This is a genomic window from Halorarum salinum, assembly GCF_013402875.1.
Taxonomy (GTDB): Archaea; Halobacteriota; Halobacteria; order Halobacteriales; family Haloferacaceae; genus Halorarum; species Halorarum salinum.
The window spans coordinates 735,335-753,277 of sequence record NZ_CP058579.1; the positions used below are offsets into that span (position 1 = coordinate 735,335).

Annotated in this window: 16 protein-coding genes; 7 read left to right on the forward strand and 9 right to left on the reverse strand. The window is 70.8% G+C overall.

Features of this window, described 5'->3' with window-relative positions; genetic code table 11:
- Positions 1-63: 63 nt before the first annotated feature.
- Positions 64-1,998 carry a hypothetical protein gene (locus HUG12_RS03515; protein ID WP_179267448.1) on the reverse strand — a complete coding sequence of 645 codons (1,935 nt, stop codon included), beginning with the start codon at positions 1,996-1,998 and terminating at the stop codon, positions 64-66.
- Positions 1,999-2,219: 221 nt separating this feature from the next.
- Positions 2,220-2,399, reverse strand: coding sequence for a DUF7470 family protein (locus HUG12_RS03520; RefSeq protein ID WP_179267449.1), 180 nt, complete (start codon positions 2,397-2,399; stop codon positions 2,220-2,222).
- Positions 2,400-2,488: 89 nt separating this feature from the next.
- Here HUG12_RS03520 and eif1A point away from each other — a divergent pair, with 89 nt between their 5' ends.
- Positions 2,489-2,779 carry a translation initiation factor eIF-1A gene (gene eif1A, locus HUG12_RS03525; protein WP_179267450.1) on the forward strand — a complete coding sequence of 97 codons (291 nt, stop codon included), beginning with the start codon at positions 2,489-2,491 and terminating at the stop codon, positions 2,777-2,779.
- A 129-nt stretch (positions 2,780-2,908) separates the two neighbouring features.
- Positions 2,909-3,616 (forward strand): hypothetical protein, encoded by a 708-nt coding sequence (locus tag HUG12_RS03530; RefSeq protein ID WP_179267451.1) that lies wholly within the window; start codon positions 2,909-2,911, stop codon positions 3,614-3,616.
- A 241-nt stretch (positions 3,617-3,857) separates the two neighbouring features.
- Here HUG12_RS03530 and HUG12_RS03535 read toward each other — a convergent pair whose 3' ends face one another.
- Both HUG12_RS03535 and HUG12_RS03540 read right to left on the reverse strand, forming a co-directional pair.
- Positions 3,858-4,277 (reverse strand): hypothetical protein, encoded by a 420-nt coding sequence (locus HUG12_RS03535; protein ID WP_218836391.1) that lies wholly within the window; start codon positions 4,275-4,277, stop codon positions 3,858-3,860.
- 26 nt (positions 4,278-4,303) lie between these two features.
- On the reverse strand, positions 4,304-4,957 hold the full coding sequence (locus HUG12_RS03540; protein ID WP_179267452.1) for a SatD family protein: 654 nt from the start codon (positions 4,955-4,957) through the stop codon (positions 4,304-4,306).
- A gap of 202 nt (positions 4,958-5,159) precedes the next feature.
- Between HUG12_RS03540 and rio1 the strand changes: the two genes are divergently transcribed.
- Positions 5,160-6,032 (forward strand): serine/threonine-protein kinase Rio1, encoded by an 873-nt coding sequence (gene rio1, locus HUG12_RS03545; RefSeq protein WP_179267453.1) that lies wholly within the window; start codon positions 5,160-5,162, stop codon positions 6,030-6,032.
- A gap of 84 nt (positions 6,033-6,116) precedes the next feature.
- Here the strand turns inward: rio1 and HUG12_RS03550 are convergent, their stop codons facing one another.
- Complete coding sequence (locus tag HUG12_RS03550; protein WP_179267454.1) at positions 6,117-7,118, reverse strand: hypothetical protein; 1,002 nt, start codon at positions 7,116-7,118, stop codon at positions 6,117-6,119.
- A 168-nt stretch (positions 7,119-7,286) separates the two neighbouring features.
- Between HUG12_RS03550 and HUG12_RS03555 the strand changes: the two genes are divergently transcribed.
- The 3 genes from HUG12_RS03555 to HUG12_RS03565 all read left to right on the forward strand — a co-directional run bounded on the left by HUG12_RS03555 (position 7,287) and on the right by HUG12_RS03565 (position 11,374).
- Complete coding sequence (locus HUG12_RS03555; protein ID WP_179267455.1) at positions 7,287-7,847, forward strand: KH domain-containing protein; 561 nt, start codon at positions 7,287-7,289, stop codon at positions 7,845-7,847.
- A 203-nt stretch (positions 7,848-8,050) separates the two neighbouring features.
- Positions 8,051-9,700 carry a thermosome subunit alpha gene (gene thsA / locus HUG12_RS03560; RefSeq protein WP_179270558.1) on the forward strand — a complete coding sequence of 550 codons (1,650 nt, stop codon included), beginning with the start codon at positions 8,051-8,053 and terminating at the stop codon, positions 9,698-9,700.
- A gap of 177 nt (positions 9,701-9,877) precedes the next feature.
- Entirely contained in the window at positions 9,878-11,374 is a 1,497-nt protein-coding gene (locus HUG12_RS03565; RefSeq protein WP_179267456.1) for an FAD-binding oxidoreductase, read from the forward strand.
- Positions 11,375-11,406: 32 nt separating this feature from the next.
- On the opposite strand, the gene HUG12_RS03570 is transcribed toward HUG12_RS03565, so the two are convergent.
- The 4 genes from HUG12_RS03570 to HUG12_RS03585 form a co-directional block, all read right to left on the reverse strand.
- Positions 11,407-12,945: an anaerobic glycerol-3-phosphate dehydrogenase subunit C gene (locus tag HUG12_RS03570; RefSeq protein WP_179267457.1), complete on the reverse strand. Its 1,539-nt coding sequence runs from the start codon at positions 12,943-12,945 to the stop codon at positions 11,407-11,409.
- Positions 12,942-14,297, reverse strand: a complete 1,356-nt coding sequence (gene glpB / locus HUG12_RS03575) for a glycerol-3-phosphate dehydrogenase subunit GlpB (RefSeq protein ID WP_179267458.1) — start codon at positions 14,295-14,297, stop codon at positions 12,942-12,944. Before glpB ends, HUG12_RS03570 begins: the two co-directional genes overlap by 4 nt.
- On the reverse strand, positions 14,287-16,032 hold the full coding sequence (gene glpA, locus HUG12_RS03580; RefSeq protein WP_179267459.1) for an anaerobic glycerol-3-phosphate dehydrogenase subunit GlpA: 1,746 nt from the start codon (positions 16,030-16,032) through the stop codon (positions 14,287-14,289). The genes glpB and glpA overlap by 11 nt, the downstream gene beginning before the upstream one ends.
- A gap of 122 nt (positions 16,033-16,154) precedes the next feature.
- Positions 16,155-16,817: a glycerophosphodiester phosphodiesterase gene (locus tag HUG12_RS03585; RefSeq protein ID WP_179267460.1), complete on the reverse strand. Its 663-nt coding sequence runs from the start codon at positions 16,815-16,817 to the stop codon at positions 16,155-16,157.
- A 182-nt stretch (positions 16,818-16,999) separates the two neighbouring features.
- On the opposite strand from HUG12_RS03585, the gene HUG12_RS03590 reads away from it, so the two are divergent.
- Positions 17,000-17,854, forward strand: a complete 855-nt coding sequence (locus HUG12_RS03590; protein ID WP_179267461.1) for an HAD-IIA family hydrolase — start codon at positions 17,000-17,002, stop codon at positions 17,852-17,854.
- Positions 17,855-17,943 lie beyond the last annotated feature (89 nt).

A 17,943-nucleotide genomic window follows, 5' to 3' on the forward strand; every position in this document is an offset into this window, starting at 1 on the left:
CGGTGGAGATGCGCGGCGTGAATCGTTCTCGCAGCGGGGGACCGACGCCCTGATCGGCCGCCGTCAGTCCGCGACGTCCCCCTGGCTCGCCCCGCCGTCGTCGGATCCGTACCCGTGGAGGTGGATCTCCCCGGGAACGGCGAACGAACTGATCCCGGCGTAGTGGGGCATCTCGCCGGTCGCCGCCTCCAGGAGGAGCCAAACGACGACCCGCTCACCCTGGATGGGTTCGCCGTCGGCGTACTGCTGGGGGTGATAGAACGCCCGTTCGACGTCCGGGTCCATCGTACGGGTCGCCGTGCCCTCGCCCGGACCGATCTCGTTCTCCTTCGGTCGGACGACGACGATTTCGGCGTCGCCGTCCAGCACGACATCGACCGTCTCCGGCCCGTTCGGATTGGTGAACCGGACCTTCGTCCCCGGCTCACCCTTGAGGTAGAACTCCTCGGTTCTCGTCCGCCACTCGTTTCCGTCGAACACCCGCGTCTCGACGCCGTCGGTCGTGCCGGGAGTCACGTCGAACGCCGTCGCCGACGTGTAGTGTTGAACGACCATCTCGTCCCCTTCACCCCACTCGACCTCGTCCGTGTGCGCCTTGTGTTCGGTCGCGTACCCAGGCCCCTGGCGCCGCCAGATCGGCCGCATCTCGCCGTCGCCGAAGAACTCGTGGGAGATGTCGTAGTTGTACGGACCGAACTGCATTCCCGAGTGGAAGTCGACGCTCTGTCTACCCTGGGCGCCGGTGTGGTAGTGGGTCTTGAGCCGGAACCCGCCGGGATGGCTCCCCGTCTCGGGGTAGTCGATCTTCCCGAGCATCCCGGGGCCGCCGAACTCAACGCTGTGGATGTCCCAGTACAGGAGGCTCCCCGCGAAGAGCGGCTCGTCGTCGGGGAAGTACCAGTCGGAGATGCTCCGACCCTCCCGCGGCGGGAGCATGTACCCGGTGTACGTGACCGGATTGTCGAGTGCGGCGAACACCGGCTTGCCGTTGTAGTCGGCCCTGATCGTGATTCCCTGGGTCTCCGGGGGCCGCCACTCGATGCTCCACCCGTTCTGCTCGAAGGACCGATCCGGTTCCTCGAACCGGTGGAACCCCTCGTTGGCCGTGTAGAAGGGACGGTTCTCGAAGGGAACCCCCGGGACCTGCCCCTGGACCGTCGCCTCGTCGGGCGTGATCTGGCGGGCGAGTCGCTGGACCGGGATGTCGACGAAGTCCTCGATGCGGCCGACGTGGACGAGTTCCAGTTCCTCGCCGGACACGTCGACGAACGTCGAGACGACCGCCACGCCCTCGCCGGTGTTGACGACGAAAAGCACCGGGCTCACGTCCATGTGGGCGAGCCCGTAGGCCGATGTGATGCTCTCGCCGACCTTGAACATCGGATACCACTGGGTCCCGTCGAGGTGCCGTTGGACCTCCGGCTGCTGGGACAGGAACCGCCCCCGGTCCAGCGCCGTCTGGTCCCCGCTGTAATCCTCCTGCCAGGGGACGTCCCTCGGTTCCGTCGCCTCCAGCGCCAGGAGTTCGTTCTCCCACCGATCGACGATCCCGTAGATCGTCCGCCGGGAGACCGCGGTGACGTCGAACACGCCCCGGTCGAGGTTCCCCTCGATTCGGACGTCCTCCGGCCCCTGGATGCTGACCATGTCCAGGTGATTGGTCAGCGGTTCGTGAGCCTGGAAGCTCGCGACCCAGTTGCTCGCGACCTCGTTGACCATCGGGTCGCGCAACAGAACCTCGATCGCCTCCTTCTTCCGCGCGCTGTAGATGCGCTCGTAGTTGTGGTTCGCGAAGTCGCGCGGCGAGACGCGTCGCGCCGTGTCGATCCGTCGGCTCCCGGACTGCTGGCCGCCGCCGGCGGCACCGTTGCCGGGGCCGTCCTCCCGTGCCCCGGCGACGTCCGCTCCCGATCCGAGCACCGTCGCCACTCCGGCCGCCTGCATGAGCCCCCGGCGATACCACCCTTCGATACGCTGGTCGGACCTCTCCTCGGACATGGGAGTGGGCAGTGACAGCGCGAGAATATAACGATTGTTTCGGCTAAATAGTGGACGGTTACCTGATGACCACGTACACTGAGTCGTCGTTCATGAGCCAAGCAGCGATGGCTGGAAATGGTGTACCGTTCGTGTTCGGTCGATGGCGGCAGCGGGCGCACACGGTCGCCCCGCAACCGCGACGGTGCCGCTCCCGAACTGCCGACGGCGTCGACGCCCGCTCAGGCGAAGCCGAACTGTCGCAGCAGGTTCGTCGCGAGCCCCTTCACCACGAGCCCCGTCCCCGCGATGACCAGCGCGATGCCGGCCGCGACGACGGGGTCGGCGTACGCGACGAGCGCGATGCCGCCCACGAGCAGCAGGAGGCCGACGATGCCGACCGTGCCGAGTCTGTCGAGCATACCCCTCGTCTCGTCGCCGTCGCCTAAACCGCCCCGGTCTCCCGCATCCCGGCGATTTTAAACCCCGCCCCGCCGAACTGTTCCCCGACATGAGCGACGACGACTCCGGCGGGCGCGAGAACCTCCGGATGCCCGACGACGACGAGGTGTTCGCCGAGGTGACGAACATGCTCGGCGCCAACCGCGTGGCGGTCCGGTGTGCCGACGGCACCGAGCGGACCGCCCGCATCCCCGGCCGGATGCAGAAGCGCATCTGGATCCGGGAGGGCGACATCGTGCTCGTGGAGCCGTGGGACTGGCAGGACGAGAAGGCCGACGTGACGTGGCGCTACGAGAAGGCCGAGGCCGACCAGCTCCGCGAGGAAGGTCACATTCAGTAGGTCGCTCGGTCGATTCGGTCGCCGGCGTGTTCGATTCCCTCGAACTGTCTGTACGTCGGTTAGAGTTCCGTCTGCCATGCACAGCGGTTTTAGCCAACAACTAAGGAGGGTCGGTCAACATGCACCTTCATGCGCCCCGATCGGTCTTCCCTCCAGTCGGCCTTCGGCAAGACGGTATCGGCCTTCGTACTCTCGATGGGCTGGGCAGCGGACGCCGTGAATTCGGCAGGTGGTGTGATTTGGCGATCACTTCGTCGCCTTGCGCACCTCGTCCGGACCCGGTGGGAGAGCAGTAAACGCAGAACAAGCGAGTTCCTTTCAGGCCCAGCGAAGCAGTTCGCGTCCGGTCCACTTCGCGTGTCACTCACCGGCCGTCGAACCGATGTCTCGCTCCTCGTCGTTCTGTTGGCCCCCGTGCTGGCGCTTGCAGCAACCTGGTGGGTCAGTTCGACGGTCGGGTACGAGGCCCTCGTAACGTGGGTCCGCGGAACGTGGTTCGGGACCAATCCCTCGCTGGCGGTCTTCGCCGCTGCCGGCGGATTGGTTGTACTGGGGTCCATCAGCGCGGCAGTTAATTCCGGGATTCTCCCGACGTCACTGCTCGTGAGCGCTCCGATATTCGGTGCCGCCGTTACCCGATACGGGACGACCGTCTCCTACTCCTGGGGAACTCAGGTTGTCTCACTCCCGAACGCAGTCGGGATGGCGACTCTCCTTGCCCTGAGCTTCGGACTCCCCATCGCAGTCACCGGTTTCCTTCTCGGAAGTCTCTTCCGTCGAACCGTGACCGTCTTCCGCGGTCAGTCGGGTCCTGCCTCTCCCGTTGAGAACCCATGAAGAACCGGGAGAACTCTCGCAGCGTCGAGCGCGAAAACGCTTGATCGTCGAGGAGGACTTCCCCACGGACGTCGATTGGAAGATCCCAGTCCGACGCATTCGCAGACGTGTTTACCGGCCGTTTCGAGCGATTTCGGACTGAAACACGAGGCTTCGATGGAGATGCGGGTTCCACGTTCACGCTATCTCCGTCCGTCCTCCACGAACCCCAAAGACGGTATCCGCGGTTTCACTCGGCGCTTCACACGACCTCCGGCAATACACCTATTACCGCCACCGCCACCGCCACCACGCCGACGACGATGGAGTAGGTGAAGTTCACGAGCGTCCCGGCCAGATACCACGTCGTGTCGCCGCTGGTCATGTCCTCCCGACGCACGATGGACTTCGCGGCGAACACCAGTCCGAGCGCGGTGTAGGCGCCGACGAACACCAGCGTCAGCACGAGCACGTTCTCGCACTTCCCGACGACCCGGCCGGTGTCGCGCTGGCCCTCGTTGACGCCCGCCGTGAGATCGGTGCCGGTCCAGCGCCGGAGGAAGTAGTCGACGACGCGGGTGCTCGTCGCGAGCAGGAACGCGTAGCCGAGGAGGTACGTCGTCCCCGCGACGACCGCCGCTCCGGGCCCGCCGGCGACCGGTCCCGTCTGGAGTATCGTCACGGTCCGCTCGGCGGGAGGTGAAAAGGTTACTGCCCGCGCTCGTCGGCACCCGACGCGAGCGCGCGGTTCAGTCGCTCCTCCGCCCGGCGGACGCGATCGTACTGGGCCGCCCGGAGCGTCTTCGAGATGGCCTGCTTGCTCACGCCGAACTCCTCCGCGACGCGCACCTGCGTCCCCTGGACCCGGTAAGCCCTGGCGACCTCCATCTGTCGCTCGGTCCACCCCTCCCTGACGGCGAGCGCGAGGTCCCCGGCCGCCGTCGCGAGGTCGTCGACGGACGGGTCGCCCGTCTCGACGACGAAGTTCCCGTCCCCGCTCGCGAGGTCGGCGAGCAGTTCGTCCGCCCGGTGGAACGCGGGGCCGTCCATCGTGCGGACGTCGGTCGAGTCGGGGTTCACGTCCACCTCGCCGCGCACGACGGCGTAGCGCGCGACGGTCGGGTGGAGCCCCTCCTGGACGGCGCGGACGACGCCGTAGATCGTACCCCGCCCGGTCAGCGTCCCGCCGAACTCGTCGACGCCCTTCAGGGGGGTGAACGGGGCGCCGACGTCGGCCCCGTACTCGTCGTTCGCGCCCGCGAGCGCGGCCCGGAGTTCCCGTCGGAGTCGGTCCCGCTCGGGAACGTCCCGGGACCCGACGACGTCGCCCAGTACCACGTACGTCCGTTCGTCCCCCTCCATCGTCAATCGATTCGGGTTGTCCTTCCGGAGACAACCGTAAATAGGTGACTATCGTCGAACAACGACATCCGGTTTACTCTACGTAGACAACTATATTAGGCTGACTTCGTTGCCGGTCGCGGACGAGGCAACCCGTTCTCGTCACGGCGTCGCGGCGGGCGACCTGTGGGGCTTTTCACGCCGGGAGACGTAGCGTCGGTGAATGACCGAAGAGTTCGGCTTCGTCGACCAGGAGGAGGCGGAGGCGCCGGGCGACGAGTGGGAGTCGCTCGACGTCTCCGACGACGAGGCCGACCGCATCGCCCGTCGGCAGGACGCCGACTTCGACGAGTTCCGCATCCGGGTGAAGGACACCGAGCAGTTCAAGGTCGAGGCGTCGGTGTTCGACGACGCGACGCTCGCGGCCGTCTACAAACTGGTGCAGGACGGCCACATCGGCGCCTTCGGCGGGCCGGTTTCGACGGGCAAGGAGGCGAACGTCTACGAGGCGCTCGGACACGACGGCGAGGAGCTCGCCGTGAAGGTGTACCGCATCAACGCCTCGAACTTCCACCACATGCGCGAGTACCTCCAGGGGGACCCGCGCTTCGAGGGCATCGGGTCGGACAAGAAGAAGGTCGTGCTCGCGTGGGTGCGCAAGGAGTTCGCGAACCTCCGGCGGGCGAAGGCGGCGGGCGTGCGCGTCCCCGAGCCGATCGCAGTCCAGCGGAACGTCCTCGTGATGGACCTCGTGGGGCACGCGGACGACCGCGCCCGCAGGCTCTCGGAGGTGGAGGTGGAGAACCCCGAAACGGCCTACGAGGTCGTCCGGGAGTACATGCGCCGGCTCTACTCGGCGGGGCTGGTCCACGGCGACCTCTCGGAGTACAACATGATCATCCACGAGGGGGAGCTGTTCGTCATCGACCTCGGCCAGGCGGTGACGGTCCACCACCCGAACGCCCGGGAGTTCCTCGAGCGCGACTGCGAGAACGTCGCCTCCTTCTTCTCCCGGCAGGGGCTCGACGTGACCGGCGAGGAGCTTCACGAGTACGTCACCCGACCGGAGCCGGAGCCGTCGGCGGATCTGGAGTGAGCCGCGGCGGGGACCCGCGGCGCGGAACCTCCGCCGTGAGTACCCCGGCGAACGCGTGCCCCCGCATCCGGACGGCCCCGAACGTCACTGCTCCTGCTCGGGCGTCGTGAACGGGAGCGTCGTGGTCGTCCGCTGGGTGACGATGGCGGTCCGGACGACGAACGAGGCCAGCACGGCCAGGGGGAGAAAGCAGACCGCCACGGCGACCGGCACCACTGCCGACAGCGTCTGACGCGCTATCGACGAGATGCCCGACCCGGTGAACGAGAGCAGGAGGACGGCCGCAACCGCCTCAGCGAGGGCCCCGGTGTACAGCAGCACCCGCGAGAGGGAGGAGAGCTCCTCCTGCAGGTAGATCCCCTTGAAGTACTGCCGGGCCACGTCGACGTCCTGGAACCGGTCGACGAGCCGGTCGAGCGAGTCCATGACCGGCTGCGGGAGCTCGTCGCCGTGCCGCGACCGGATCCGCCGGATGCGGTTGATCTTTCGGGCGTAGTTCGTCGTCAGCGTCACCGAGAGCACCTCGAACGTGCCGGTCCCGGAGCGCTCCAGCAGCCCGTCGACGCGGTCCATCTGTTCGGTGACGCTCGCGACGAGGTCGTCGATCTCCTCGCGCCGCTCCGTCTCGACCGTGTCGGCGGTCACCCCGCCGAGCCGCTGGGCCTCCTGCTGGGTGTTGTCGAACAGCATCCGGAGGAACTCCAGCGGCTCCACCGGCGCGACGTGACCCGCCGCCTCCTCGACGTCGCGCCGGTAGTCGACGACGTCATCCATCTGCGATCTGAGCTCGCCGGGCTCCTGCAGTTCCCGGGAGAGCAGCAGCTGGTTGATGGAGACGACGACCGTGACGAGCGTGAGGTTCCCGCTGACGAAGCCGCCGAACAGGTAGGTGAGCCCGCCGACCTCGTCGAGCGGGATCAGGCCCGACCGCTCCAGCGACGCGACCGCGACGAGGAACAGCAGCACGCCGAGGGCGGCGATCAGGAGCCGGTTCCCGCCGAGGAGGAACCACTCCGCCCAGCCCCCCGTCGAGCGGGCGCTGGACCGGTCCTCCCGGGCGTCGGCCTCCCCGTCGGCGTCGCTCATCCGGGTTCGGTTGGCCGCAGAGCGGCGAAAGCGCGGCGGCTGATGGCGAAAGCCGCTTAACCGGGAGCGGCACGGGAGGGGGCGGGACGGAGCGGGGGACGGGGAACGATCGGACCCGCGGAACCCGCCGAAGGAACCCTTAAACACGTCCGGCGGGAACTCGGATGCATGAGCACCCAACACGTCAAGGTCCCCCAGGACCGCATCGGCGCGGTCATCGGCGAGGGGGGTGAGACCATGCGCGAGATCGAGCGACGCGCGGAGGTGCGCCTCGACATCGACTCGGAGTCCGGGTCGGTCGCGATCGACACCGTGGGCGACCCCGTGCGGGGGATGATGGCGCCGGACATCGTCCGCGCCATCGGCCGCGGGTTCACCCCGGAGTCGGCCCTCTCGCTGCTCGAGCACGACCTCCGGCGGTTCGACCTGATCGACCTGGCCGCGAAGACCCGCAACAGGAACGACCTCCAGCGACAGAAGGGCCGGCTCATCGGCGAGAACGGCCGGACGCGGCAGCTGATGGAGGAGCTCTCGGGGGCCGAGGTCGTCATCAAGGGGACGACGCTGGGCGTCATCGGCCAGCCGGAGGAGGTGGAGGCGGTGCGACGCGCCGCGGGGATGATCCTCGACGGCGCCCCCCACGGGGCGGTGTACTCGTTCCTCGAGCGCAAGCACAACGAACTCCACGGCGTGCCGGACCTCTCGCCCGAGGCCGAGGGCTCGCGCTGAGATCGGCCGGTTTCCGGCCGAACGGCTCCCGGGCGGCCCGCGGCCGCCCGCGATCCATTTAAATACCTTCGTGTTAACCAATGGCATACGTGTGAATCGAGGTGTGTGAGGGAGTCTGTCAGTCCGGTGCCGACACTTTTTTATAGAATTGGGAACAATCACCGACCGTCATGTCTCAACGTCAGCGGATGGGCAACCAGCCCATGATCGTGCTCTCGGAGGACAGCCAGCGCACGTCCGGAAAGGACGCGCAGTCGATGAACATCACGGCCGGCAAGGCCGTCGCCGAGTCCGTCCGGACGACGCTCGGCCCGAAAGGGATGGACAAGATGCTCGTGGACTCCTCGGGCGGCGTCGTCGTCACGAACGACGGCGTGACCATCCTGAAGGAGATGGACATCGACCACCCCGCGGCGAACATGATCGTCGAGGTGTCCGAGACCCAGGAGGACGAGGTCGGCGACGGCACCACGACCGCCGTGGTCATCGCGGGCGAACTCCTCGACCAGGCCGAGGAGCTGATCGACTCGGACGTCCACGCGACCACCATCGCGCAGGGGTACCGACAGGCCTCCGCGAAGGCCAGCGAACTCCTCGAAGAGAAGGCCATCGACGTCGCCGCCGAGGACCGCGAGACGCTCGAACAGATCGCCTCGACCGCGATGACGGGCAAGGGCGCCGAATCCGCCCGCGACGCGCTCGCCGAACTCGTCGTTGACGCCGTGCTCGCGGTGCGTGACGAGGACGGCGTGGACACCGACAACGTCTCGGTCGAGACGGTCGTCGGCGGCTCCATCGGCAACTCGGAGCTCATCGAGGGCGTCATCGTCGACAAGGAGCGCGTCGACGAGAACATGCCCTACCTCGTCGAGGACGCCGACGTCGCGCTGTTCGACGGCGCCCTCGAGGTGCAGGAGACCGAGATCGACGCCGAGGTCAACGTCACCGACCCCGACCAGCTCCAGCAGTTCCTCGACCAGGAGGAGAAGCAGCTCCGCGAGATGGTCGACAAGCTCGTCGACGTCGGCGCCGACGTCGTGTTCGTCGGCGACGGCATCGACGACATGGCCCAGCACTACCTCGCCCAGGAGGGCATCCTGGCGGTCCGCCGCGCGAAGGACTCCGACCTGAAGCGGCTCGCCCGCTCGACGGGCGGCCGCGTCGTCGCGAACCTCGACGACATCGAGGCCGACGACCTCGGCTTCGCCGGCTCCGTCGGCCAGAAGGACATCGGCGGCGACGAGCGCATCTTCGTCGAGGACGTCGACGACGCCAAGTCCGTCACGCTCGTCCTCCGCGGGGGCACCGAGCACGTCGTCGACGAGGTCGAGCGCGCCATCGAGGACTCGCTCGGCGTCGTCCGCACGACCCTCGAGGACGGGCAGGTCCTGCCGGGCGGCGGCGCCCCGGAGACCGAGCTCGCGCTCGAACTCCGCGACTTCGCCGACTCCGTCGGCGGCCGCGAGCAGCTCGCGGTCGAGGCGTTCGCCGACGCGCTGGAGGTCATCCCGCGCACGCTCGCCGAGAACGCCGGTCTCGACCCGATCGACTCGCTCGTGGACCTGCGCGCCAAGCACGACGGCGGCCAGTTCGACGCCGGCCTCGACGCCTACACCGGCGACGTGGTCGCCATGGAGGGGGAGGGCGTCGTCGAGCCCCGCCGCGTGAAGACGCAGGCGATCGAGTCCGCGACCGAGGCGGCCGTCATGCTCCTGCGCATCGACGACGTCATCGCGGCCGGCGACCTCAAGGGCGGCGGCACCGACGACGGCGGCGACGACGAGATGCCGCCGGGCGGCGGCGGCATGGGCGGCGGCATGGGCGGCATGGGCGGCATGGGCGGCGCGATGTAAGCGTCGGCCAGGACCACACCCCCACCGCGCCCCGTCGCACCGCTCCCCGAACGCTCGATTTCTTTCGGACCCGCCGACCGGATAGCCGCCGCGCCGTCCCGGACACGCCGAACCGGGGCGCCGCGCCGCGGGCGCCGAACTCGGCGGGCTTTTGTCGGCCCCGGAACACCCGGTGGTATGAACGGCTCCGGCCGCGCGGACGCCGCGGCGGTCGCCGGCGAGCACCGGGCCGCCCTCGACGCGCTCGCGGCCGACCTCTCCGGCGGCACCCCCCGCGACGACGGCTCCTGGCGGCCCGTCGTCGACGCCGCGCTCGTCCGGCCGGGCGACCCGGCGTACGACGACGCGCGGACGGTGTGGAACGGCGCGGTCGAGGCGTACCCCGCCGCGGTGGCGTACGCCGGCGACGAGGACGACGTCGTCCGGGTCGTCGAGATGGCCCGGGGGACGGGTCTCGGCGTCGCAGTCCGGTCGGGCGGCCACTCGGTCGCCGGCGCCTCGACCTGCGACGGCGGCCTCGTCCTCGACTGCTCCCGGCTGACGGGGGTCGAGGTGGATCCCGAGGCGGGCGCGGCGACGGTCAAACCCGGCGCGACGCTCGGCGACGTGGACGGGGCGACCCGGGCGCACGGCCTCGCCACGCCGCTCGGGGTCGTGCCCGACACCGGCGCGACGGGGCTCACGCTGGGGGGCGGCACGGGGTATCTCACCCGCGCCCACGGCCTGGCCTGCGACCGCCTGACCCGGATCGACCTCGTGACGGCCGACGGCGAACGGGTGACCGCGAGCGACGACGCCAACCCGGACCTGTTCCGGGCGCTCCGCGGGGGCGGCGGCAACTTCGGCGTCGCCGTCGAACTGGCGTTCGACCTGGTCGACCTGGACCACGGGGTCGCGACCTGCGACGCGTGGTACCGCTTCGGCGACGACGCCCACGCGGCGGGGTTGCTCCGGGCGTACCGCGACCTGCTCGCGGACGCAGACCGGGGGACGAACGTCTCGCCGTACGCGGCCGTCGTGCCGGAGGGCGAGGGGTTCCCGGCCGACGCGGTCGGCGACCTCGCGCTCTGCTTTCTCGGCGTCCACGCCGGCGACCCGGACCGCGGCGAGGCCGAACTCCGCCCGTATCGGCGCCTCGACGACGACGCGCTGCTGGCCGACCGGGCCGAGCGGATGGACTACCTCGACCTCCAGTCCCTGCTCGCCGACGGCTCCCCGCAGGGGGACCGCTACTACTGGAAGTCCGTGACGGTGCCGGCGCTCACCGACGACCTCGTCGACCTGACGGTCGAGCGGATGCGGTCGATGCCGGGGGACCGTGACACGGTCGTCGTCTGGCCGCTGGGCGGGGCGGTCGCGGATCTCGAACCCGACGAGACGGCGATCCCGGCCCGGGGCGAGCGCGACGTGGTGTTGAACTTCGAGGCGTCCTGGACCGACCCGGCGGCCGACGACGCGCACGTCGGGTGGGCCCGCGGGAGCGTCGCGGCGGTCCGGGAGGTCGTCGACGGCCCCGAACTGCCGAACTTCGCGGGCACGGAGACCGGCGAGGCGGCCGCCCGCGCGGTGTTCGGCGACAACCACGGCTGGCTCAGGGACGTGAAGACTGCGTGGGACCCCGAGGACGTGTTCGGGCCGAGCGGGCGCCTTTCGCCGTGGCCGCAGTCGCGGTAAGCCGGCGGATCGGGCGGTATCACGGCTCGGCGCTACTCGACCAGCGCCTCCTCCAGCACCTGGAGCGGGTGTCTGATCTCGTAGCCGGTGCCGTGTTCCATCTGCATCGCGCAGGTCGGGCACTCGGTCATCCCGACCTCGCCCTCGGCGGCGGCCATGTGCTCGAACATGTCCGCGCCGATCTCCATCGACGTGTCGTACTTCTCCGTCTTCCAACCGTACGTGCCCGAGATGCCCGAACAGGAGTCGCCCACGTCCTCGATCGTGACGCCCTCCAGATCGCTGAGCGTCTCGACGGCCTGCCGGTCGAGCCCCTGGTTCCGGGCGTGACACGGCGCGTGGTAGGCGAGGTCGGTCGGTTCGACCGCGGCGTCGGCGAGCGCGCCCGAGAGGTCCTCGTGGATCCGGAGGTACTCCAACGCCTCGTACGTGTCGTCCGAGAGGTCCTCGATCCCGTGGAGGTCGAACAGTTCGGGGTACTCCTGGCGGAGCGACAGCGAACAGGAGGTACACGAGGCGACCACGTCGGCCCCCTCCCCGATGGCGGCGACCAGCGACTCCACGTTGGTCTCGGCCGCGCGCCGGGCGTCCCCGAGCATCCCGTTCGCGAACATCGGCGTCCCCGAGCAGCGCTGCTCCGGGACGAGCACCTCGTAGCCGAACGACTCGAAGACGCGCACCATCGCCCTCCCCACCTCCGGCGTGTTATAGTTGGAGTAGCAGCCGTGGAAGTACGCGACGCGCTCGTCGGGGTTCGAGACGGTCGCCCCCCCGCGCTCGGCCCACCACTCCCGGAACGTCTCCGTCGCGAACTCGGGGAACTCGCGCTCGGCCGTGATTCCGAGGACGCGCTCGTTCATCCACTTCGTGACCCCCAGTCCCAGCACGAAGTTGGCCAGGCGCGGGACCCTGCTCGCGACCCGCGCGACGGTCTCGTAGTTCGAGAGCAGGCGGTTACGGACGTACTCGACCGAGAGTTTCTGCATCCGCTCTGAGACGTACTCGCCGCGCGCCTCGTTGTGCATCTGGGAGAGCGGGACGCTCGACGGGCACGCCGAGTCACAGCGCATGCAGTTCGAACAGTCCGTGATGGAGCCGTCGACGTCCGCGTCGTCCTTCCGCTTGAGCCGCCACTGCTCGGGCCCCTGGAACTTCGGCCCGGGGAACTCGTCGTCGACCTCCGCGACCGGGCAGGAGGTGTCGCAGGCGGTGCACTTGTAGCAGGAGTCGGCGCCCGCCCGGAGGTCGAGTTCGCCCGCCGGGAACGCGTCGACCGGGTCGGCGGGTTCGGCGGCGGGAGCGGTAGCCGGGTCGCGCTCGTCGACGTCGGACCCGCCGTCGACGGCGCCGCCGTCCGTGGCCGCGGGTCGATCGGACGCCGTCGGTTCGGGGCCGGCAGCCGGATCGACGGCGCCCCCCGGTTCGTCGTACCGCGGGAGGAACGCCGCGGGCCGTTCGTCGCGGCCGAGTCGCGGGACGCCGGGCTGCGGGTCCGCGGTCGGGTGGTCGGTCGCAGTACGCTCGTCGTCGCCGTCGGGGTCGCCCCCGTCATCGTTCACGTCGTGGGTCATTCGGTCACCTCCGCCGCCGCGCCCCGGCCGGCGACGAGCCCCGTCGCGAGCGACGTCCCGCTCGCGGAGTTCTCGCGGGCGGCGTCCGCGCCGCCGAGCACTGCGCCCGCGGCGCGGACGTTCGGGAACTCGACGTCCCCGTCGGCCTCGAGCGGCCGCAGCGACGCGTCGACCCGGACGCCGAACGTCGCGTACGGCTGGTCGCCGAACGGGTCGTCGACGAACCAGTCGTACCGCTCCGCCGGGTGGGGGACGTGACAGCCGAAAACCGGCTCGCACACCCCCTCGCGGTCCGAGTCGATGCCCCTCCCGACGAGTCCGCCGGTCGCGAGCACGTACTCGGCGGCGGCGTACGGGACCTCGCTGCCGCTGCGGTCCACGAGGACGCGCTCGACCCGGCCGTCGCCGCCGAGCTCCCGGCCGACGACCGGGTTCCCCGTCTCGATGCGGACCCCCGCGTCGTCCATCGCGTCGAACAGGCGGTCCGCCAGCCGGATGCCGGGGAGGCTCGGCGGGCCGCCGGGCACCTCGAAGACGTCGACCCCGAGGCGCGACTCCAGGTCGGCGCGGACCTCGGCGTGGCGGTCGTGCCCGAGCATCCCCGGGAAGCCGACGCGCTCGGCGCCGCCGGGAACGTCGTCGAGGTGCGGTTCGACGGCCGCCGCGAGCGCCCCGCGGGCCGGGGTGCCGTCGGACTCCCCTCCGTCCCCGCCACCACCACCGCCCCCGCCGACGCACTCGTCCCCGTCGAGCGCGTGCGCGAGGCGGGTGAGCCGCGCGTCGTCGCGGAACGAGGCGGGGAACTCGACCGTGACGCCCTCGACGGGAAACGGGACGCCCGAGTCGGCCAGCCGCTCCGCGACCAGCGGCGCGTCGAAGTCGACGAGCGAGCGAAACCCGACCAGCAGCGTCCGCCGGTCGTCGCTCGCGAGCCCCGCCGCGGTCGACGCGGGGTAGCGCGCCGTCGGCTTCACCGTCCCCGCGATCGTGGGGAGGAGCGCGTTTCGGTCGGTGTGGCCGCCGCGGTACAGGTCGCCCGAGACCTCGTCGAACAGGGCGAGCCCCTCGCGGAGCGCGTCGGCCCCGACGAGCGAGTACGGGTGCTCGGCCGGGAGCCGATCGAGCGCGGCGAACGGGTCGACGAGCGGGCCGTCGAGCCCCTCGACTTCGTCTCCATCTTCCCCCCGCGTCGGCGCGTAGCCGAGCGCGTCGATCAGGCCGGACGCCTGCCGGAGCGTGCTCTCCTTGTGGGAGACGAGCCGAACGTCCGCGCCCTCGCGCGCGGCGGCGAGCGCGGCCGTCGCGCCCGCGATCCCCCCGCCGATCACCAGGGCGTCGCTCTCAATCGCCACGGCGGACCACCCCATCGGCTCCCCCCTCGCGTCGGTCACCGTCCCCGCCGTTAGCGCCGCGCGTGACGGGCCCCTCACCGCCGTCGAACGCGTCGAAGTCGACGTCCCGCCCGGCCGGGTCGCCGTCGCGGTTCATCGTCGTCGCGTGGTACAAGTGGTTCAGCATGGCCTGCGAGAGCTGTTCGCCCCAGAGCGCGTGCCGCTGGCCCTTCCAGCGCTCGGCGTACAGTTCGTCGAGCGCGTCCCCGGCAGTAGCCGCGTCGTGGCTCGGGTGCAGTTCCGCGGCCATCCGGTGACAGCAGAGGCCGCCCTGGCAGTTGCCCATCGAGGCTCGGGTGCGGATGCGGACCGCGTTCAGGTCGGCGCCGGCGTCGTCGACGGCGTCCCGCAGTTCCGCGCGGGTGACCGCCTCGCAGTCGCAGACGACCGGGTTCGGGCCGTCGACGTCGAGCACCTCGTCCGCGCGTGAGCCGAGCCGCTGGACCGACCGGCGGCCCACCGGCGAGCGGAGGTCGAACTCGTCCATGTACTCGCGCAGGACCGAGAACTCCTCGGAGCCGGGGAGCGGCTCCTCGGCGGTTCCACACGCGGCGTCGACGCCGAGTTTCTCGCAGACGTGGTCCGTGACCGACTCGGCCATCAGCCGGTAGGTGGTGAGCTTCCCGCCGACGACGCTGGTCATGCCGGGGAGGCCGTCGCGCTCGGCGTGGTCGAGCAGGAAGAAGTCCCGGGTGACGTCCGTCGGGTCAGCGGTGTCCGTCCCGGGCGGCTCGTACAGCGGCCGGACGCCCCAGAACGACCGGAGCGTGCGGGCCTCCCGGAGCGCCGGAATCAGCTCCGAGAGCGTCTCGATCAGCAGGTCCACCTCCCAGCGCTCCTCGGGGTACTCCTCGGGGTCCCCGACCTCCACGTCGGTCGTCCCGAGGATGCAGGCCGTCTCGTGGGGGACGACGATGTCGGCGTCGCCCTTCGGCCGGCAGCGGTTGATCACCGTGTCGACCTGCCTGACGTTCATCACCGTCATGACGCCCTTCGAGGGCCGGACCGCCACGTCGACGCCGGCCATGTCGCCGAGCCGTCCCGCCCAGGCGCCGGTCGCGTTGACGACGTGGTCGGCGCGGATCCGTTCGGTCTCGCCGGCCCGCCGGCCCGAGCGCTTGCCCGGGCCCTCGCCGTGGCGGACCTCGACGCCGGTCACCTCCCCGCCCTCGACGAGCACGTCGGTCACCTCGGCGTGGGTCTCGATCCGCGCGCCGCGGCGCTCGGCGTCGGCCGCGTTGGCGACGCAGAGCCGGAACGGGTCGATCGCGGCGTCCGGGACGGCGATGGCCCGCTCCACGTCGCGGGCGAGGTACGGCTCCCGCTCGCGGGCCTCCGCCCCCGTGAGGACCTCCGCGGGGACGTCGCAGGCCCGGCACCCCGCCAGTTTCTCCTCGAAGTAGGCTTCGTCGTCCTCGGGGCGCTTCACGAACAGCCCGCCCGTCTCCTCGATACAGTGGCCGGCGACGTCCCGGAGCACGCGGTTCTCGACCATGCACTCGCGGGCGCTCTTCCTGTCGGACACGGCGTACCGGGCGCCGCTGTGGAGCAGGCCGTGCATCCGGCCGGTCGTGCCGTGGGTCAGGTTACCCTTCTCCACGAGGACCGCGTCGAGCCCCCGCATCGCCAGGTCCCTGACGACGCCCGTGCCCGTCGACCCGCCGCCGACGACGAGCACGTCCGCTTTCTCGTCCATTCGTCGGTGGGCGTTGGAGGCGACCCCACTTCAGGTTACCCACGATGCCGTAGCGGTCGTAACGAACGGTCGGACTCGGGTCTCGACGGCTCTCCGCCGTGAAACCGTGGTGTGGGGCGGCGTCAGCCGAGGACGTCCCCGTGGTCGGCGATGAGGCCGTCGACACCGGCGGCGACGAGGCGGGTCGCCTCCGCGGGGGTCTTCACGGTCCAGGCGTTCACCCCGAGTCCCCGGTCGTGGGCCGCCTCGACGAGGTCGGCGTCCGCGACCGCCTTCGGCGGGTGGAGGTAGTCGCACCCGAGCGAGCGCGCCCGGCCGATCGGGTCGTCGGCCTCCGGAAGGAAGAGGTGCGCCAGCGGGAGGTCGTCGGCCACACCGGCGACGGCCCGCAGCGCGTCCGGGCGGAACGAGGAGACGACGACGTCGTGGGAGGCCGCCGCCGCGAGTTCCGCCGCGTCGGCCGCGACGTCGACCGTCTTGAGTTCGACGTTGACGCCGACCGACGGGGGGACCGCCGCGAACACGTCCGCGAGCAGGGGGACGCCCTCGCCGGAGTCGAGCACCTCGCAGTCCGCGAGGACGTCGTAGGGCGTCTCCGCGACGGCGCCCCGGCGGCCCGTGACCCGACCGAGTTCCGCGTCGTGGAAGACGACGACCTCGCCCGACCCGCAGCGTCGGACGTCGAGTTCGAGCATGGCCGCCGTCCCGGCGGCCGCGCGGAAGGCCCCCAGCGTGTTCTCCGGGTGGTCCCCGGCGAACCCGCGGTGGGCGATGAGCGCTGGCATGCACTGGCCTTCGGTCGGCGCGGCAAAGTCGTTCGGGGACGCTCCGACGGCCGTCGCTGCGTTCGAACGTCCGAACCGCGCGGCCCGTCGAACCGGTCCCGCCGCAAGAACTAATTTTGTACTCATAGAACGGTGTCGGTAATGAAAAATTTGGGCGGACGGGCCGTGCGGGTGGTCGGCCGATGAGCGGCATCGAGGGCGCCGTGCTCGACCTCGACGGGACGGTGTACCGGGGCGACGCGCTCGTCCCCGGGGCGGCGGCGGCGATCGAGACCCTCCGCGAGCGCGGCGTCGACGTGCTGTTCTTCTCGAACAAGGCGATCGAACGCCCGGCGGCCTACCGGGAGAAACTCGAGCGGCTGGGCGTGCCAGTCCCGGCCGACCGGGTCGTCACGTCCGCCACCGTGACGGCGACGTACGTCGCCGAGCACCACCCCGGCGAGCGGGTGTTTCTGGTCGGGGAGGAGCCGCTGGCCGAGGAACTCGCCGCGGCCGGGGTGTCGGTCGGTCCACCCGCCGACGCCACCGTCGTGGTGGCCTCCATGGATCGGTCGTTCGACTACGACGCGCTCTCGGACGCGATGGCCGCGATGGAGGGCGCCGACGCGTTCTACGCGACGAACCCCGACCGGACCTGCCCGGTCGAGGGCGGTGAGATCCCCGACGCGGCGGGCATGATCGGCGCCGTCGAGGGGGTCACGGGCCGGGACCTCGACCTGGTCCTCGGGAAGCCGTCGCCCGTCGCCGTCGAGGCCGCGATGGCGCGCCTCGGCGTCGCCCCGGAGCGGTGCCTGATGGTGGGCGACAGGCTCGAGACGGACGTGCGGATGGGGAATCGGGCCGGGATGCGGACGGCGCTCGTCCTCACGGGCGTGACCGACGCCGCCGACCTGCCGGGCGGGGAGGGCGCCGGCGCGTCCGGCCGGCCCGGCTCGTCCACGGCGGGCTACAGGGACCGGACGGGCACCGACCGGGGGAACGCGCCGGCGCCGGACCACGTGCTCGACTCGCTGGCCGACGTCCCGTCGCTCCTCTAGCGGGGTTCCTCATCGGCGATCCGGGAGCACCCGTAACGAGAACGACCGGCGTTCGGTCGGTTTCGTCCAGTACTCGCCCCGCGTCGGGT

Bases quoted from the DNA above. Each gene is read 5' to 3' on its own strand.
- HUG12_RS03520 (WP_179267449.1), bottom strand. From the start codon at position 2,399: ATGCTCGACAGACTCGGCACGGTCGGCATCGTCGGCCTCCTGCTGCTC.
- HUG12_RS03540 (WP_179267452.1), bottom strand. From the start codon at position 4,957: ATGGAGGGGGACGAACGGACGTACGTGGTACTGGGCGACGTCGTCGGG.
- HUG12_RS03550 (WP_179267454.1), bottom strand. From the start codon at position 7,118: ATGAGCGACGCCGACGGGGAGGCCGACGCCCGGGAGGACCGGTCCAGC.
- rio1 (WP_179267453.1), top strand. From the start codon at position 5,160: ATGACCGAAGAGTTCGGCTTCGTCGACCAGGAGGAGGCGGAGGCGCCG.
- HUG12_RS03585 (WP_179267460.1), bottom strand. From the start codon at position 16,817: ATGCCAGCGCTCATCGCCCACCGCGGGTTCGCCGGGGACCACCCGGAG.
- HUG12_RS03530 (WP_179267451.1), top strand. From the start codon at position 2,909: ATGCGCCCCGATCGGTCTTCCCTCCAGTCGGCCTTCGGCAAGACGGTA.
- eif1A (WP_179267450.1), top strand. From the start codon at position 2,489: ATGAGCGACGACGACTCCGGCGGGCGCGAGAACCTCCGGATGCCCGAC.
- glpA (WP_179267459.1), bottom strand. From the start codon at position 16,032: ATGGACGAGAAAGCGGACGTGCTCGTCGTCGGCGGCGGGTCGACGGGC.
- thsA (WP_179270558.1), top strand. From the start codon at position 8,051: ATGATCGTGCTCTCGGAGGACAGCCAGCGCACGTCCGGAAAGGACGCG.
- HUG12_RS03570 (WP_179267457.1), bottom strand. From the start codon at position 12,945: ATGACCCACGACGTGAACGATGACGGGGGCGACCCCGACGGCGACGAC.
- HUG12_RS03565 (WP_179267456.1), top strand. From the start codon at position 9,878: ATGAACGGCTCCGGCCGCGCGGACGCCGCGGCGGTCGCCGGCGAGCAC.
- HUG12_RS03590 (WP_179267461.1), top strand. From the start codon at position 17,000: ATGAGCGGCATCGAGGGCGCCGTGCTCGACCTCGACGGGACGGTGTAC.
- HUG12_RS03515 (WP_179267448.1), bottom strand. From the start codon at position 1,998: ATGTCCGAGGAGAGGTCCGACCAGCGTATCGAAGGGTGGTATCGCCGG.
- HUG12_RS03555 (WP_179267455.1), top strand. From the start codon at position 7,287: ATGAGCACCCAACACGTCAAGGTCCCCCAGGACCGCATCGGCGCGGTC.